This is a genomic window from Kineosporia sp. R_H_3, from assembly GCF_002198675.1.
In the GTDB taxonomy this organism is placed as follows: Bacteria; Actinomycetota; Actinomycetes; order Actinomycetales; family Kineosporiaceae; genus R-H-3.
Genome location: NZ_MWLL01000238.1, coordinates 1 through 15,708, shown reverse-complemented (window position 1 = coordinate 15,708; position 15,708 = coordinate 1). Strand labels below are relative to the sequence as shown.

The 15,708-nt window shown below is 75.3% G+C and carries 17 protein-coding genes; 5 read left to right on the top strand and 12 right to left on the bottom strand.

Features of this window, described 5'->3' with window-relative positions; translation table 11 throughout:
* Positions 1–106 precede the first annotated feature (106 nt).
* Together ECOMGDLI_RS29950 and ECOMGDLI_RS29945 are read right to left on the bottom strand one after the other, a co-directional pair.
* Positions 107–1,588, bottom strand: coding sequence for a class I SAM-dependent RNA methyltransferase (locus tag ECOMGDLI_RS29950; protein WP_088320484.1), 1,482 nt, complete (start codon positions 1,586–1,588; stop codon positions 107–109).
* Positions 1,585–3,630: an APC family permease gene (locus tag ECOMGDLI_RS29945; protein WP_088320483.1), complete on the bottom strand. Its 2,046-nt coding sequence runs from the start codon at positions 3,628–3,630 to the stop codon at positions 1,585–1,587. The genes ECOMGDLI_RS29950 and ECOMGDLI_RS29945 overlap by 4 nt, the downstream gene beginning before the upstream one ends.
* A gap of 112 nt (positions 3,631–3,742) precedes the next feature.
* Here ECOMGDLI_RS29945 and ECOMGDLI_RS29940 point away from each other — a divergent pair, with 112 nt between their 5' ends.
* Entirely contained in the window at positions 3,743–4,408 is a 666-nt protein-coding gene (locus ECOMGDLI_RS29940; protein WP_088320482.1) for a TrkA family potassium uptake protein, read from the top strand.
* A complete protein-coding gene (locus tag ECOMGDLI_RS29935; protein ID WP_088320481.1) occupies positions 4,408–5,073 on the top strand; it encodes a TrkA family potassium uptake protein in 666 nt (221 codons plus the stop codon). The genes ECOMGDLI_RS29940 and ECOMGDLI_RS29935 overlap by 1 nt, the downstream gene beginning before the upstream one ends.
* 51 nt (positions 5,074–5,124) lie before the next feature.
* Here ECOMGDLI_RS29935 and ECOMGDLI_RS29930 read toward each other — a convergent pair whose 3' ends face one another.
* The 4 genes from ECOMGDLI_RS29930 to dut form a co-directional block, all read right to left on the bottom strand.
* Complete coding sequence (locus ECOMGDLI_RS29930) at positions 5,125–5,943, bottom strand: DUF3159 domain-containing protein (protein ID WP_088320480.1); 819 nt, start codon at positions 5,941–5,943, stop codon at positions 5,125–5,127.
* On the bottom strand, positions 5,936–6,319 hold the full coding sequence (locus tag ECOMGDLI_RS29925; protein ID WP_088320479.1) for an OB-fold nucleic acid binding domain-containing protein: 384 nt from the start codon (positions 6,317–6,319) through the stop codon (positions 5,936–5,938). The genes ECOMGDLI_RS29930 and ECOMGDLI_RS29925 overlap by 8 nt, the downstream gene beginning before the upstream one ends.
* An 81-nt stretch (positions 6,320–6,400) precedes the next feature.
* Positions 6,401–7,153 carry a DUF3710 domain-containing protein gene (locus tag ECOMGDLI_RS29920; protein ID WP_198955312.1) on the bottom strand — a complete coding sequence of 251 codons (753 nt, stop codon included), beginning with the start codon at positions 7,151–7,153 and terminating at the stop codon, positions 6,401–6,403.
* Positions 7,150–7,644, bottom strand: a complete 495-nt coding sequence (gene dut, locus ECOMGDLI_RS29915; protein WP_088320497.1) for a dUTP diphosphatase — start codon at positions 7,642–7,644, stop codon at positions 7,150–7,152. The genes ECOMGDLI_RS29920 and dut overlap by 4 nt, the downstream gene beginning before the upstream one ends.
* A gap of 104 nt (positions 7,645–7,748) precedes the next feature.
* On the opposite strand from dut, the gene ECOMGDLI_RS29910 reads away from it, so the two are divergent.
* Complete coding sequence (locus tag ECOMGDLI_RS29910) at positions 7,749–8,228, top strand: DUF3093 domain-containing protein (RefSeq protein ID WP_088320478.1); 480 nt, start codon at positions 7,749–7,751, stop codon at positions 8,226–8,228.
* 145 nt (positions 8,229–8,373) lie between these two features.
* Here the strand turns inward: ECOMGDLI_RS29910 and ECOMGDLI_RS29905 are convergent, their stop codons facing one another.
* Positions 8,374–8,673, bottom strand: a complete 300-nt coding sequence (locus tag ECOMGDLI_RS29905) for a DUF4193 domain-containing protein (protein WP_088283090.1) — start codon at positions 8,671–8,673, stop codon at positions 8,374–8,376.
* A gap of 443 nt (positions 8,674–9,116) precedes the next feature.
* Between ECOMGDLI_RS29905 and ECOMGDLI_RS29900 the strand changes: the two genes are divergently transcribed.
* The gene (locus ECOMGDLI_RS29900) at positions 9,117–9,392 is read left to right on the top strand and encodes a hypothetical protein (RefSeq protein WP_158221211.1); all 276 of its coding nucleotides are present in this window, start codon (positions 9,117–9,119) and stop codon (positions 9,390–9,392) included.
* On the opposite strand, the gene ECOMGDLI_RS29895 is transcribed toward ECOMGDLI_RS29900, so the two are convergent.
* The 3 genes from ECOMGDLI_RS29895 to ECOMGDLI_RS29885 are packed head-to-tail and all read right to left on the bottom strand — an operon-like array spanning position 9,383 to position 12,218.
* Entirely contained in the window at positions 9,383–10,279 is an 897-nt protein-coding gene (locus ECOMGDLI_RS29895; RefSeq protein WP_233153679.1) for an inositol monophosphatase family protein, read from the bottom strand. The genes ECOMGDLI_RS29900 and ECOMGDLI_RS29895 overlap by 10 nt on opposite strands.
* Before the next feature lie 11 nt (positions 10,280–10,290).
* A complete protein-coding gene (locus ECOMGDLI_RS29890; protein ID WP_233153678.1) occupies positions 10,291–11,475 on the bottom strand; it encodes a ferrochelatase in 1,185 nt (394 codons plus the stop codon).
* Positions 11,472–12,218: a trimeric intracellular cation channel family protein gene (locus ECOMGDLI_RS29885; RefSeq protein WP_088320474.1), complete on the bottom strand. Its 747-nt coding sequence runs from the start codon at positions 12,216–12,218 to the stop codon at positions 11,472–11,474. The genes ECOMGDLI_RS29890 and ECOMGDLI_RS29885 overlap by 4 nt, the downstream gene beginning before the upstream one ends.
* A gap of 157 nt (positions 12,219–12,375) precedes the next feature.
* On the opposite strand from ECOMGDLI_RS29885, the gene sepH reads away from it, so the two are divergent.
* Positions 12,376–13,695, top strand: coding sequence for a septation protein SepH (gene sepH / locus ECOMGDLI_RS29880; RefSeq protein WP_088320473.1), 1,320 nt, complete (start codon positions 12,376–12,378; stop codon positions 13,693–13,695).
* 33 nt (positions 13,696–13,728) lie between these two features.
* Here sepH and ECOMGDLI_RS29875 read toward each other — a convergent pair whose 3' ends face one another.
* Positions 13,729–14,607 carry a hypothetical protein gene (locus tag ECOMGDLI_RS29875; protein ID WP_088320472.1) on the bottom strand — a complete coding sequence of 293 codons (879 nt, stop codon included), beginning with the start codon at positions 14,605–14,607 and terminating at the stop codon, positions 13,729–13,731.
* Positions 14,604–15,386 (bottom strand): RNA polymerase sigma factor, encoded by a 783-nt coding sequence (locus ECOMGDLI_RS29870; protein ID WP_158221210.1) that lies wholly within the window; start codon positions 15,384–15,386, stop codon positions 14,604–14,606. The genes ECOMGDLI_RS29875 and ECOMGDLI_RS29870 overlap by 4 nt, the downstream gene beginning before the upstream one ends.
* Positions 15,387–15,708: the final 322 nt, after the last annotated feature.

The following is a 15,708-nucleotide window of genomic DNA, read 5'->3' as shown; positions in this document are numbered from 1 at the left end:
CCGGCCCGTGCGCCGACCGGCGCCGTCGCGCGACGAGAGGCGGACGAATCTCTTGACATCAAGATACATGCTTTGACGTCAAGAGACCAGTCCGCCGTCGGGGTGGTCAGGCCGGCACGAGCGTGGCGACGCACTCCACGTGGTGCGTCATCGGGAACAGCTGGAACGCGCGCAGCGCGTCGAGCCGGTAGCCCTGCTCGGCCGCCGTGGCGAGGTCACGGGCCAGCGCCGCCGGGTCGCACGCGACGTAGACGACGACCCGCGGCCGGGCGGCGAGCACCGCGGTGACGACGGCGCGGCCGGCCCCGGTCCGGGGCGGGTCGAGGACGACGACGTCCGCCCGGTCGAGGACGTCGGCCTGCGTCGCGGCGCCGGTGACGACCTTCTCGACCCGGCCGACGACGAGCCGGACGTTCGGCAGGTCGTGCAGGCTGCGGCGGGCGTCCCGCACGGCGCGGTCGTCGCTCTCGACGCCGATGACCGTGCCGGTCACCCCGACCCGCTCCGCGAGGCCGGCACTGAACAGGCCGACCCCGCAGTAGAGGTCGACGGCCCGCTCCCCCGGCTGCGGCGCGGCCGCGTCGAGGACGGCGTCGAGCAGGGTCTGCGCGGCGCCCGGGTGGACCTGCCAGAAACCGCCGCCGGTGACCCGGAAGTCGCGCGCGACCCCGTCGACGACGACGTGCTCGGCGACCCAGGCCCGGCCGCGGACCCGCTGGACGGCGGTGCCGTCGCGGCGTGCGACCGAAGCCTCGGCGGCCAGCGGCGGGACGTCGACCCGGACCGGGGCGGCGGGCGTGGTCGGTCCGGCAGCGGTCGCCACGGGCGCGGCGGGAGCGCCGGGGCGGCCGTCCCGGCGGGCGGCCCGGGCCTTCCCGACGGAACGGTGCGCCGGCCCGGTCGGCCGCGGTGCCTTCGGCGGCGCCACCGGCTCGACGACGACGAGCCGCTCGGCGGCCGCCGCGCCGTCGCGGGAGGTGCCGCCGGCGACGACCTCGACCGCGGCGACGCCCGGCCAGAGCCGGGTGCCGACGCCGACCGCGTCGACCTCGGGGTGGGCGATCGGGCAGTGCTCGACGGGGACGACGGTGTGCGAGCGGTGCGCGCGCAGCCCCGGGCGGCCCTCGGCGTCCACGGCGAACCGCACCCGGGTGCGCCAGCCGAGCCCGTCGGCGTCCCCCGCGACCGGCTCCACGACGAGGTCGGGCCGGTCGATCCGCGCCAGCCGCGCGAGCTGCTCGCGGACGACGTCGGCGAGCAGCGTGCGCTGCCCGGCCGTGGAGACGTGCTGCCAGTCGCAGCCGCCGCAGCCGCGGCCCCGGCCGTCGGACGGCCCGGCGACGGCGCAGCGCGGCTCGACCCGGTCGGCGGCGGCGCGGAGCACCTCGACGGCGTCCGCGCGCCAGAACCGGTCCTGCGCACCGGCCTCGGTGAGCCGGGCGACGACCTGTTCCCCCGGCAGCGCGTGCCGGACGAAGACGACCCGGCCGTCGAGCCGGGCCACGCAGTGCCCGCCGTGCGCGACCGGACCGACCTCGAGAGGGACGAGGTCGCCGGCCACGGGCGTGCCGGTCCCGGTGCCGCTCATCGGTCGGCGGGAGTGTCGTCGTCCGCGAGCGCGCCGACGGTGCCGGTGCGTCGCAGCGCCCCGGGCGCGACCGGCTCCTCCTTGTCCGCGAGCCCCTCGGACGACGCGAGCTGCCAGGGCACGCTGGCGACGACGACGCCGGGCGTGTAGTGCAGCCGGGTGCGCAGCCGCAGGGCGCTCTGGTTGTGCAGGATCTGCTCCCACCAGTGCCCGACGACGTACTCGGGCACGAAGACGACGACGAGGTCGCGCGGGCTCTCCCGGCGGATGCTGCGGACGTAGTCGACGACCGGGCGGGTGATCTCGCGGTACGGCGAGTCGAGGGCGCGCAGCGGCACCGGGATGTCCTTGGCGTCCCACTCGGCCTGCAGCCGGTGGGTCTCGTCCGGGTCGACGACGACGGTGATCGCCTCGAGCACCGAGGGCCGCGAGGCCCGCGCGTAGGCCAGCGCCCGCATCGTCGGCTTGTGGATCTTCGACACCAGGACGATCGCGTGCACCCGCGACGGGAGCACCCGGTTCTTCGTGTCGTCGGTGACCGCGAGCTCGGCCCGCACGCGCAGGTAGTGCCGGCGGATGGCGAGCATGAGCAGGTAGAGCAGCGCCATCGCGATGAGCGCGAGGTAGGCGCCGCGGACGAACTTCGTCGCCAGGACGATGAGGAGGACGACACCGGTGATCGTCAGCCCGATCGCGTTGATGACGCGGGACCGCTGCATCCGCCCGCGCGCGGCGGGGTCGACCTCGGTGCGCAGCAGCCGCGTCCAGTGCCGCACCATGCCCGTCTGGCTCACGGTGAAGGAGATGAAGACGCCGACGATGTAGAGCTGGATGAGCTTGGTGACCTCGGCGTTGAAGGCGAGGATCAGCGCCGCGGCCGAGCCGCCGAGCAGGATGATCCCGTTGCTGTACGCGAGCCGGTCGCCGCGGGTGTGGAGCTGGCGCGGGAGCAGGTCGTCGCGCGCGAGGATCGAGCCGAGCACCGGGAAGCCGTTGAACGCCGTGTTCGCCGCGAGCACGAGGATGAGGCCGGTGACCGCCGCGATCGCGTAGAAGCCGATCGGGAAGCCCGCGAAGAGCGCCTCGGCGATCTGGCTGATGACCGGGTGCTGCTCGTACGACGTCCCGACCGGGACCCCGTCGCGCAGGAGCTGGGTGGCGGGCTCCTCGGCGTACTTCAGGCCCATCGCCTGGGCGAGCACGATGATGCTCATGAGCATCGTCACGGCGATGCCGCCGAGCAGGGCGAGCGTCGTCGCGGCGTTCTTGCTCTTGGGCTTCTTGAAGGCGGGGACGCCGTTGCTGATCGCCTCGACACCGGTGAGGGCCGCGCACCCCGAGGAGAACGCCCGCAGCAGGAGGAAGCCCCAGCCGAGACCGGTGAGCCCCTGCGCGAACTGGCTCTCGGCCTCGATGTCGAACCCGGCGCTCTCGACCTGGGGCAGGTCGCCGAGCGCGAGGCGGACGAAGCCGTAGATCCCCATCCCGATGATGCTCAGCATGAAGGCGTAGGTCGGGATGGCGAACGCCGCCCCGGACTCGCGGACGCCGCGCAGGTTCATCGTCATGAGGAGCACGACGACCACGACCGCGGCGATCGCCTCGTAGCCCTGCAGGGCCGGGATCGCGGCCGCCGCGTACTGCGCGCCCGACGACACCGACACGGCCACGGTGAGCACGTAGTCGACGAGCAGCGCGCTGGCCACCGTGAGCCCGGCCGGGACGCCGAGGTTCGTCGTCGCGACCTCGTAGTCGCCGCCGCCCGAGGGGTAGGCGTGGACGTTCTGCCGGTACGAGAGGACGACGATCGTCATGACGAAGACGACGGCGAGCCCGACCCAGGGGGACACGGTCAGGGCCGCGACACCGGCGAACGCGAGCGTGAGGAAGATCTCGTCCGGGGCGTACGCGACGGACGACAGCGCGTCCGAGGCGAAGACCGGCAGCGCGATGCGCTTCGGCAGCAGGGTCTCGGACAGTCGCTCGCTGTGGACGGGGCGACCGACGAGAAGCCGCTTGAGGGCATCGGTGAACGCGGGCACGAGCGCTCATCGTAGGCCCGCCCCGGTTGCGTGTAGCGTCGGCGTGTCAGGAACCACCAGTGGTGAACCCGCGGTTGCGTCCCTCGCAACCGCACGAGGCGCGGAGCCGGTTGTGCATTTCGTGATCATGGGCTGCGGACGCGCGGGGTCGACCCTGGCGCACCTCGTGGAGGACCGCGGCCACACCGTCGCCGTCATCGACCAGAACCCGGACGCCTTCCGCCGCCTCGGGGCCCAGTTCGAAGGCCAGCGGGTCACCGGGATGGGCTTCGACCGGGACACCCTCATCGAGGCCGGCATCAGCGACGCCTACGCCTTCGCCGCGGTGAGCAACGGCGACAACTCGAACATCCTCGCCGCCCGGGTGGCCCGCGAGACCTTCGGCGTCTCGAACGTCGTCGCCCGGATCTACGACCCGGGCCGTGCCGAGGTCTACCAGCGGCTCGGCATCCCCACGGTCGCCACGGTCCGCTGGACCGCCGACCAGATGGTCCGCCGGCTGCTGCCCGTCGGCGCCGTCTCGGAGTACCGGGACGCCTCCGGCAGCCTCGTGCTCGCCGAGGTGCGCGTGCACATCGGCTGGGTCGGCCGGCCGCTCGCGGTCCTCGAGGCGGCGTCCGGCGCCCGGGTGGCGTACCTGACCCGGCTCGGCGACGGCATCGTGCCGACCAAGGACACCGTCTACCAGGAGGGCGACCTCGTGCACGTGACCATGCGCGAGTCAGACATCGCGGCCGTCGAGCGGGTGCTCGCGACGGCGCCGGTCGAGGTGGCGTGATGCGCGTCGTCATCGCCGGCGCCGGCAGCGTGGGCCGCTCGATCGCCCGCGAGCTCCTCGGGAACGGCCACCAGGTGCTGCTCGTCGACAAGGACCCGGCCGCCATCCGGGTCGCGGGCGTCCCGGACGCCCAGTGGCTCCTCGCCGACGCGTGCGAGATCGCCTCGCTCGCCGAGGCGGGCCTGGCCGACTGCGACGTCGTCGTGGCCGCGAGCGGCGACGACAAGGTCAACCTCGTCGTCTCGCTCCTCGCGAAGACCGAGTACGGCGTGCCGCGCACGGTCGCCCGGGTGAACAACCCGAAGAACGAGTGGATGTTCGACGAGGCCTGGGGCGTCGACGTCGCGGTCTCGACGCCGCGCCTCATGACCGCGCTCGTCGAGGAGGCGGTCTCCGTCGGCGACCTCGTCCGGATCTTCACGTTCCAGCAGAGCCAGGCCAACATGGTCGAGCTGACGCTGCCCGCGGACGCCCCCATCGCGGGCACCCGGGTCGGCGACATCGAGTGGCCGGCGGACACCGTGCTCGTGTGCATCATCCGGGCCGAGCGCCCGATCGCCCCCAGCCGGGACGACACCCTCGAGGCGCACGACGAGCTGATGTTCGTCGCCACCCCCGAGAGCGAGGACGCGCTCCAGAAGCTGCTCAGCCCGACGCACGTCTGAGCGCACGTCCGGACGGACGTCCGACGCGGTCGCCGACCGGCCCGGAGCGGCTCAGGTCTCCGGGACCGGGCGCTGGACGACCGGGGACGACGGCTCGTCGTCGCGGTCGCCCTCCTCGTCCTGCTGGTGCACGTGGTGCAGGTGCGGCAGGTGGAGCAGCGGCTCCGCCCCCTCGGGGCGCGCCGCCGGCACCCTGCGGACGACGAGCCAGGTGCCCCAGACGACGAGCCCGAACAGCGGCAGCCCGAGCCCGACGTTGACCGCACCGAGCGTGGCCGGCTTGTCCGCGAGGTAGAGCGGCACCTGGACGGCGAGCCGGACCGCGAACATCCCGAACCACAGCCACGTCGCGAGCACGTACGCCCGCATCCGGGCCGGCACGGTGCGCCAGTTCGAGCCCTCCCCCAGCATGAACCCGAGGAGCAGCCCGATCGCCGGCCAGCGGACGAGGATCGAGACGAGGTAGCCCGCGGCCCAGGCCGCGTTCTTGATGATCGACGGCAGGAAGAACGTCTGGGCCTGGCCGGTCCGCACCGCGATGAAGGCCCCGAGCCCGACGCCGAGCAGCCCGCCGATCGCCTGGGTCAGCGGCTCGCGGGCGACGAGCCGCCACAGCGCGAGGACGACCGCGGGGACGACGGCGGCGACCGCCGACGGCGTGACCTCGCGGGTCACGCCGTAGACGACCGAGAACACCGTCACCGGGACGACCGACTCGAGCACGCCCCGGACGCCGCCGAACGCCTTCTCGAACGAGAACTGCTCCTGCATCGCCTGTGCCAGCCCGGCCTTGAGGCCCGGCCCGCCGGCGTCCGGCTCCGCGGGCCCGGGGGCCTGAGCAGCCGCCGGGGGGCCGTAGGGGTCAGCCATGCGACTTCGCGACGAGCTCGTAGCGCGGGTTGTAGATCGCGGGCTCACCGTCGGACTGCGTGACCATGCCGTGCACGCGCACCCGGCGCCCCGGCTCGATGCCCGCGATGTGCCGCCGGCCGAGCCAGACGAGCGAGAGGTGCCCGCTGCCGTCGTACAGCTCGGCCTCCAGGGCGGGGACGCCGGCCCGGGGCCGCAGCGTCACCGACCGCAGCGTGCCGCAGACCGTCGCCGGCCGGCGCTGCGCCAGCTCGACGATCGGCGTGCCGCCGAGCTGGGCGGCGCGCTCCTGCTCCTGCTCGGCGTGCACCTCGTGCTGCGAGGCGGTGAACCGCGCGAGCGCCGCCCGCAGCCGGGACTTCCCCTCGTGACCCATGGGTCCAGCGTAAGTCAGTCCCGGCGTCCCCGAGCACCCGTGCCGCCCGCCGGGACGACGCGCCGCCGCAACGGTGCCGCGTCAGCGGATCTCGGTGATCTCCGGCCCCCGGGTGAACGGCTCCAGCGGCTCGCGCTGCGCGCCCTCGGGCTCCTCCGGCTCGGCCGGCGCGGGCTGCTCGGGCAGCCGCAGGGAGAGCAGCTCGCGCGGCGCCATGGCCTCGGCCCCGCGGACGACGACGAGGCTGCGCACGACGTCCTCGACACCCGCGGCCTGCTCCGGCTCGTGGACAGCGAGGCCGTGGAAGACAGCGCGCAGGAACCAGCGCGGCCCGTCGATGCCGGCGAAGCGCGCGGGCTGGTGCCCGGTCCGTCCGTCGGCGGTCCGGACGGGGATCCGGGCGATGAGCTCACGGCCGAACGGGCCGGGGACCTCGTCCGCCGTCCCGCCCTGGCGGGTGATGCCGGCGGCGATCTCGGAGCGGATCTCGTCCCAGATGCCCTCGGTCCGCGGCGCGGCGAAGACCTGGAGCTGCACGGCGGAACCCTCGAGCTGGACCGTCGCCGAGGTGACCCGGTCGGCCGCCTCGTCGATCTCCAGCCGCAGCTCCATGCCGTCGCGACCCGGCACGAGGACCGCGCCGAGGTCGACGTAGCCCTCGGTGGACTCCACCTCGGAGACGTCCCACGGGCCGCGGGAGCGGTCGAAGACCTCCGGCGACGCGTCTGCGGGCGCCTCGGGCTCCTCCTCGACACCGGCCTCGTCGGTCACCTCGTCGTGGCCGGTCTCCTCGGCGGGGTCGTCCTGACGCCGGCGGCGGAACAGCGGGCTCACTGGACCTCACCTCTCCCGGGGCCCTGCCCCGCATCGACTGTGCTGCCGAACCCCCCGGTGGAGCCGAACCCGCCCTCGCCGCGCAGCGACCCCGGCAGCCGGGTCACCTCGACGAAACGGGCGCGCTCCACCTTCTGGACGACGAGCTGGGCCACCCGGTCCCCGCGGGTCAGCGCGACGGGCCGGGCGGCGTCCGTGTTGAGCAGGGTGACGCTGATCTCCCCGCGGTAGCCGGCGTCCACCGTGCCGGGTGCGTTGACGATCGTCACCCCGTGCTTGGCGGCGAGCCCCGAGCGCGGGTGCACGAAGGCGGCGTACCCGTCGGGGAGCGCGATCGCCGTCCCGGTCGGCACCGTCCGCCGCTCGCCGGGGGCGAGCGTGACGTCCACGGCGGTCACGAGGTCGGCCCCGGCGTCGCCCGGGTGCGCGTACGACGGCACGGGGAGCCCCGGGTCGAGCCGGAGCAGGAGGACCTCGACGTCCCCCCGCATCGCACCGTCACCGCTCACGAGGGGACACGGTATCGGCTCCGCGTGGTCCCGCCGTCACCCGCCGCCCGCCCGCGGCCCGGCCGTGCCGTGGCAGGCTTGGCGGCATGTCCCCGTCCTCGTCGCCCTCCCCCGGCGGCTACCACGAGCGCCTCACCCCGGCCTGGTGGGTCTGGCTCGTCGCGGCCGGGTTCGCCGGGTCCTTCGGCGTCGTCCTCTCGCGGGTCGACGCGACGGCGGCGCTCGTCGTCACCGTCGTCGTCCTCGTCCTCGTCGTCGTCGCGCTCGTGCGGACGACCGCGGTGGTCGCGGTCGACCCGGAGCTGTTCGTCGCGGGCCGGGCGCGGCTGCCCGTCGGGTACGTCGGCGGGGTGGAGGCGCTCGACGCCGAGGCGATGCGGCGGGCGAGGTCGGTCGAGCTCGACGCCCGCGCCTACCTGTGCCTGCGCGGCTGGGTGGCGGGCGGCGTCCGGGTGCGGCTCGACGACCCGCAGGACGACACCCCGTACTGGTTGGTCTCGACCCGCCGGCCCGAGCGGCTCGCAGCGGCGCTGGAGAGCGCCCGGCTCGGGCATCGCCGGGTCTGACGACCGCCCCGGACAAGCCGAACGCCCGGCGGTGCCGTCGGCACCGTCGGGCGTTGGACGTCGGTCCCCTCGGTCGTAGCTCTCGGTCGTACGTCTTCGTCGTGCTGCCGGTCCCTGCCCCCAGGGACCACGTGCGGGCGTGGCGTCAGGCCGCGCACTCCTTGCAGATCATCTGTCCGGCCTTCTCGCGGGCGAGCTGGCTGCGGTGGTGCACGAGGAAGCAGCTCGAGCAGGTGAACTCGTCCGCCTGCCGGGGCAGGACGCGGACGGAGAGCTCCTCGTTGGAGAGGTCGGCACCGGGCAGCTCGAAGCCCTCGGCCGCCTCGATCTCGTCCTCGTCGACGGTGCTGGAGGTCTTGTCGACACGCCGCGCCTTCAGCTCCTCGATCGAGTCCTCGCTGAGCTCGTCGTCGGTCTTGCGCGGTGCGTCGTAGTCGGTCGCCATCTAGGTCACGCTCCGGGTCGGAAGTGCTCGTGTCTTGCGTCGGGGTAGCTGCCCATGATGCGGTGGTGCCTGCACCGGTGGGCCGTTCCGTCGCCGCCTTCATTGCGGCGCCTCGCGGTGAACGCACGGCGTCGCCGTTTTGTGCCCCGGCGGCGCACGGATTCTGCACTACGTCGGCGCGGACCGCGAACCGGCTCACCGTTCGGCGTGGCGGCACCGTGCCCGCGACGCACCGCGACGGCTCGTCACGACTCGCGCACGTGCCGTCCGAATGGTGCCCGAACGGTGCGCTTTCCGGGGGAACGCGGACGTGGGGTGCATCTCATCCCGGCTCGGCAAGGGTTCCGGATGTCGGAGCCGTGGCCTAGGGTCGGCGGATCGCCGGGGGGCCCGATCTCCGCCCTGCGCACGCACGCAGCAGCCCGCAGCGACCAGCAGCTCCGATGCCGAGAGAAGAGGTGGACGTGACGTTCGACGCGACGATCAGCACACGGATCTCCCAGACCTGTCAGGCGCTCGACGAGGCGCGCAGCGCCGGTGACGACTACCTGGTGGACGTCCGGCTCGGGGAGCTCGAGTCGCTCGCCCGGCTCGCCGCCGACCACGGCGTCCGGATCGCCGGCGTCGCGGAGACGCTCGCGGCCTACGGCGTGACGACCCCGTCCGTCGGGGTCCCCCTCGTCGACCTGCGCACCCAGGAGTCCGCGGCTCAGTCCTGAGCGCCGCCCGGGGCGGGCGCGTCGTCGCCGTCCGCGTCCAGCTCCTCGAGGGCCGCGGCCAGCACGTCGACGAGCGGTCGCGCACCGGCGACGACCATCGCCTCGGCGGGCGGCTTGCCGCCGATCCCCCGGACGACACCGCCGGCCTCCTCGACGACGAGGAGCGCCGCGGCCATGTCCCAGGCGTGCAGACCGCGCTCGAAGTACACGTCGAGCCGGCCCGTCGCGACCATGCAGAGGTCGATCGCGGCGCAGCCGATCCGGCGGATGTCCCGGACCCGGGGCAGCAGGTCCGCGACGACCCTCGCCTGCGTGCGCCGGCGGCCGGTGAAGTAGCCGAAGCCCGTCCCGGTCAGGGCCTGGTCCAGCGCGGGCGGCTCGCCCATCGTCAGCCGGCGGCCGTCGAGGAACGCCCCGAGGCCGCGACCGGCGGTCCACGTCGCCCCGGTGACGGGGTTGTGCACGCAGCCCGCGACGGGGCGCCAGGCTCCCTCGACGGCCGGGTCGCCCTCGACGACGGCGACGCTCACCGCGTAGACGCCGATGTCGTAGAGGTAGTTGACGGTGCCGTCGATCGGGTCGAACACCCAGGTCAGCCCGCTGCTGCCGGTCTCGTGGCCCTGCTCCTCGCCGAGCAGCCCGTCCTGCGGCCGCGCCGCCGAGAGGATCTCGCGCAGCAGCGTCTCCGTACGGCGGTCCATCTCGGTGACGACGTCGGTCGGGCTCGACTTCGTCGACGCCACGGCGAGGTCCCGCGGCCGGTCGGCGACGGTGACGACCCCCGCGCGGCGGGCGACGTGCTCGCACAGCGCGAGCAGGGCGTGCACGTCGTGCACGCCGTTCGCGTCCTGAACGGCAGGGGTGGGGCGGCTGCTGGTGTCGGTCACGCCGCCATCCTTCACCCCCGGGCCGGCTCCACGACCGGGGCCACCCAGTCCGCGCCGCAGGCGGCCGGCCGGTCGGCCCGCAGGTTCCGGCAGCAGCCGACCGGGCACGTGACGTGCGACGGGCCGAGGGCACCCGTCGCGGGCCGGTCCGGGTCGCCGCCGCGGGCCTGCGCTGCCCGCTCGACGACGAGGTCGACGAGGCCGGCGACGAACCGCGGGTCGGTCCCCACGGTCGGCACCCGGACGAACGGGAGCCCCAGCCGGTCGGCCGTCTGCGCCGCCTCGGTGTCGAGGTCGAACACGACCTCCATGTGGTCGGAGACGAAGCCGACGGGCACGACGACCACGCCCGTCGTCCCGCCCGCGGCGAGCTTCTCGAGGTGGTCGTTGACGTCCGGCTCGAGCCAGGGCTGCGTGGGCGGGCCGGAGCGCGAGCAGTAGACGAGGTCCCACTCCGGGGCTGCGCCGCCGTCCGGGGCGAGCGACGCCGTGACCGACGACATCACGGTCCCGGCGACGTCGAGGTGCTGCCTGACGTAGGCGCCGCCGCCGACGGCCGAGCCCTCGCCGCTCACGTCGTCCATCGCCGTCGGCACGGAGTGCGTGACGAAGACGACCCGGGCCCGCTCGCGCGCGGCGGCCGGCAGGCCGGCGAGGCCGGAGCGGACGGCGTCGACGACGGGTGCGACGAACCCCGGGTGGTTGTAGTAGTGCCGCACCTTGTCGACCTCGAGCACGTGGCCCTCGGCGGCGAGCACGCCGAGCGCGGCAGCGAGGTCCTCGCGGTACTGCCGGCACCCCGAGTAGCTCGAGTAGGCGCTCGTGACGACGGTGACGACGCGACGGGTGCCCGCCTCGTGGGCCTCACGGAGGGCGTCGACGAGGTAGGGCGCCCAGTTCCGGTTGCCCCACAGCAGCGGCAGACCGACGCCGCGTGCGTCCAGCTCGGCCCGCAGCGCCGCGAGGAGCGCCCGGTTCTGGTCGTTGATGGGGCTGCGGCCGCCGAAGTGCAGGTAGTGCTCGGCGACGGCCTCGAGCCGCTCGCGCGGGATCCCCCGGCCCCGGGTCACGTTCTCCAGGAAGGGCATGACGTCGTCGGAGCCCTCGGGCCCGCCGAACGACAGGAGCAGGACGGCGTCGTACGGCGCCACGTCGGCGGCGGCCACGCCCGTCACGGTGTCAGAGGTCTCGGTCACGGACCGCATCCTCCCAAGTCCGGGCCCGGCTCGCGCGCCGGGCCGAGGGCCTGCGGTGCCTCGAGCCCGAACCGGACGGCGAGCAGCCGCAGCGCGAAGACGAGCCCCGCGACCGACAGCGGCACCCACGCGCGCAGCGCCCCCGCGGCGTCGAGCCCGGCGACGGCGACGCACCCGAGCAGGGCGGGCGTCGCGTACAGCTCGCGACCCGCGAGCACCTGGGGCACCTCGCCGCCGAACAGGTCGCGGAGCAGGCCGCCGCCGACCCCCGCGAGGACGCCGACGACGACCGCGGCGAGCGGGCCCGCGCCGAGGTCGAGCGCCTTGACGGTGCCCCCGACGCAGAACAGCCCCAGCCCGGCGGCGTCCAGCACGAGCACGGCACGCGCCACCTGCTGCACCCTCGGGTGCCACACGAACGTCACGAGCCCTGCGACGACCGCCGCCCCGACGAGCCGCGGGTCGCTGATCCCGACCGGCGGCGTCACCCCGAGGAGGACGTCGCGCAGCAGGCCGCCGCCGAGGGCCGCGGCGCCCGCCATGACGAGCACCCCGAACAGGTCGAACCGCTTCGCGACGGCGAGCAGCCCGCCGGACAGGCCGAAGACGAAGACCCCGAGCACCTCGACGGCGACCGGCGTGCGGACCACCGCCTCGGCCGCGGCGAGCGGACCGGCAGCGAGGTCACCGGCCCGCACGAGCAGGATGACCAGCCGGACGGGCAGCAGCAGAGCGTCGTGCATCACGCACGAACGGTAGGGGCAGGCTCACCGTCACCGCGGAAACACGGCCTGGGACGGGCGTTTCGTGAGGTTGCGCACCCGCCACGCCCGGTCTGGTGCTTCGGTTCCCCGGCCGGGGGTGGCAGAGTCGTGCACTGGACGAGTCTGGAGGTGGAGCATGCAGGACCTCACGCTCGTCGGCGTCCATGACGACGGCGAGCATCTGGTGCTCTCGGGGGCGGACGGCCAGAGGTTCCGCGTGCGGGTCGACGAGCCGCTGCGGGCGGCGGTGCGGCGCGACCGCGCCCGCCTGGGTCAGCTGCAGATCGAGATGGACGGGCGGATGCGCCCGCGCGACATCCAGGCGCGGATCCGTGCCGGGCACACGGCGCAGGAGGTCGCCGAGGAGGCGGGCCTGCCGCTGGAGCACGTCGAGCGCTTCGAGGGCCCCGTCCTCGCCGAGCGCGAGTTCGTCTCGCGCCAGGCGCGCGGTGTCCGGGTCCGGCGCCCCGGTGCCGGCACCCAGCCCACCCTCGGCGAGCTCGTCAGCGAGCGGCTCGCCCGCCGCGAGGTCGAGGACGACGCGGCCGTATGGGACGCCTTCCGGCGCGACGACGGCCAGTGGGTCGTCACCCTGACCTTCCCCGCCGGTGGCCGCACCCGGGCCGGGAGCTGGACCTTCGACCCGCAGCTGCGGCACGTCTCCCCGCTCGACGACGAGGCCCGCTGGCTCACCGAGGACGACGCCCCGGAGCCGGGCGTCCTGCCGCCGGGTGCCCGCCGGCTCGCCCCCGTGCCCGACCCGCTGCGCCCCAGCCGCAGCACCACCCGCGACGTCGTCTACGACGTCGAGTCGGACGGCGCGGTGCGGCCCGGCGGCGACGCCGACGCGCCGGAGCGCACCGATTGCGGCTCCGAGCCGCGCACGGCCGAGGCCCGCACCGCCGAGCGCCCGGCCGAGCCGCGCCAGGTCGACGTCCGCTCTCCCGAGCGGCCGTCGGAGGCCCGGCGGCCGGAACCGCGCCGGACCGAGCCGCGCGAGCCGGACCTGCGGGACGCCCCGGTCCGCGAGAGCCGGCCCGACCGCGAGCCCGCCGCCCGCACCGGTACCTCGACGCTCGACCTGCTCGACAGCCTCCGCGAGCGGCGCGGCCGCCGGCAGCGGCTCGAGGACGGCACGGAGACGACCGCGGACACCGACGACCCCGTCGAGGCGTTCCTCGCCCGGGCCGACGAGCTCGGCGAGCCGCCGGCCGCGCACCCGCCCCGTTCCCGCCCCGAGCTCGCGGGGGACGCCGAGGTGCTCCGGCTCCCGGACGCCGACCCCGACCGGCCGGACGACGACGAGCCGGGCGCCCTGCCCGAGCCCGCGTCGTCGCGCGACGAGCCGCTGCCCAAGGCGGCCGGTGCCGGCACCGCGGGTGCCGCGTCCCGGAAGAACCGGCGGGCGAGCGTGCCCAGCTGGGACGACATCGTCTTCGGCTCGCGCCGGGAGTGAGCGGCGCCGCGGCCCGGCCCGGTGCCGGGTCGCTCAGCGCACCGTGACCCGCAACGTCGCCGTGCTGTCCGTCGTCGAGCCGCTCTGGTCCGCCCGGCAGCTGCGCACGGTGTAGGTGATCGTGTACGTCCCCGCCGCCGCGTAGGTGTGGCTCAGCTCGCTGCGCCGGTCGACGTCGGTGAGCGGGGTGTCGGCGGCGCACGTCGCGCTGCCCGGGTCCGAGCCGTCGGTGCCGCCGTCCCCGAAGTCGACGACGGTGCCCATGAGCCAGGCCTCGGGGCCGGTGTTCAGCTCGACGGTCGCGCCGTCGATGGTCAGCGGCGCCCTCCCCCGGGTCACGGCGTCGACGGTGACGGCGCGCTCGCCGGCGCCCGACGTCAGCGTCAGGGTCGTCGTCACCTGCGGTGCGCCCGGGGTGGACGCGGTCGCCCGGGGCTGCGTCGGGGTCCCGGTGCCGGTTCCGGTGGGCGCCGTGGTGACGCTCCGGGTGCCGGTGGCCGGCCGCGACGAGGACGGCGCCGGCGCGGACGTGGTCGGGCGCTCGGTCGTCGGGGTCGCGCTCGGGGACGCCGACCGTGACGTCGGCGGTGCGTCCGGGGTCGGTGGCGGTGACGTGAGCGTCGGGACGGCGGGCAGTGCCTCGGTCGGCGCCTCACCGGTGAGCAGCGCCCCGGCGCCGACGACGGCGACCACGGCCGCGGCGGCACCGAGCACGACGAGCAGCGGGCGGGCCGGCCGCCGGGCCCTGCGACGCGGTGCGTCGCGGACGACGTCCAGCTCCACCGTGCCGCCGCCCGTGCCGGGGGCGTCGGCGGGGGCGTCGGCGAGCCGCTGCTCGAGGTCCTCCCAGAACGTCGCGCGGTGCTCGGGGACGGCGTCGCGCAGGCGCCGGGTGAGCTCGTCGTCGTTCATGGCCGTCCTCCTTCCCGTGGTGCAGGTCGTTCGTCAGGTCGTTCGTTAGGTCTGTCGCCAGGTAGGTGATCAGGTCGTCCGGCGGGTGGTCCGTCGCCGGCAGGGTCCGGGACCGAGCGCAGCGGCGACCCGCGCGGCGGCGCCCGCCCGGACGCCGGACGGCCCGGCTGCGGCCCGACGGGTGCGGTCCGGAGCGGGGCGCCGCGGTCCCGCGGCGCGTCGTCGCCGAGCAGCTCGACGAGGCGTGCCCGCCCGCGGCTCACGCGGGCGGCGACGGTGCCGGCCGGGGCCCCGCAGACCCGCCCGGCCTCCTCGTACGTGAGGCCGTCGAGGAGCACGAGGGCGATGGCCGTGCGCTGCTCGGGCGAGAGGGCCGCGAACGCCGCCGTGATCGACAGCCGGTCGACGGTGCGCTGCTCCGGCCCGGCGACGGCGCTCGGAGTGGCCTCGGCCTCCTCACCGATCGGCGACCAGCGGCGCCGGCCCTCCGCCCGGAGGGTGTCGATCGCGGTCGTCCAGCAGATCCGGTGCAGCCACGTCCGGAACGAGGAGTCGCCGCGGAACCCCTGCAACGACACGTACGCCTTCTCGTAGGCGACCTGGAGCACGTCGTCCATGAGCCAGCGGTCCTGCACGACCGACCAGACGACCGCGCGCATCGCGTCGTCGTGCTCGCGCAGCAGGGACGTGAACGCCGCGACGTCGCCCGAGCGCGCCCGGTCGAGCCGCGCATCGCGCAGCCCGCCGTCGCTCACCGCGACCGCCCCGACATGTCCCACGCTCCTTGGACGACGCACGGGCCGCTCGATTTGCCGGCCCGACGGACGAGTTCCGCGAGCCGCTGACGTGATCGTGAGCATAGGCGGAGGCGCTGCGGCATCCCGCGCGGAAAAGATCGAGGGCCGTGCAAATCCGTGGGCCCGGGTGGCGTCCAAGGGGTGTCGGGCCGCTCGGAGGGGCCCGCGGACCGATCTCCCGGCACCACGACCCCAGGAGCACCCGATGAGCAGCCCCACCCTGTTCCGTCCCGCGTCCACCGGCCCCACCGCCCGCCGCGCGGGATGCCGCAGCGCCTCCGCCTATGCTCACGATCACGTCAGC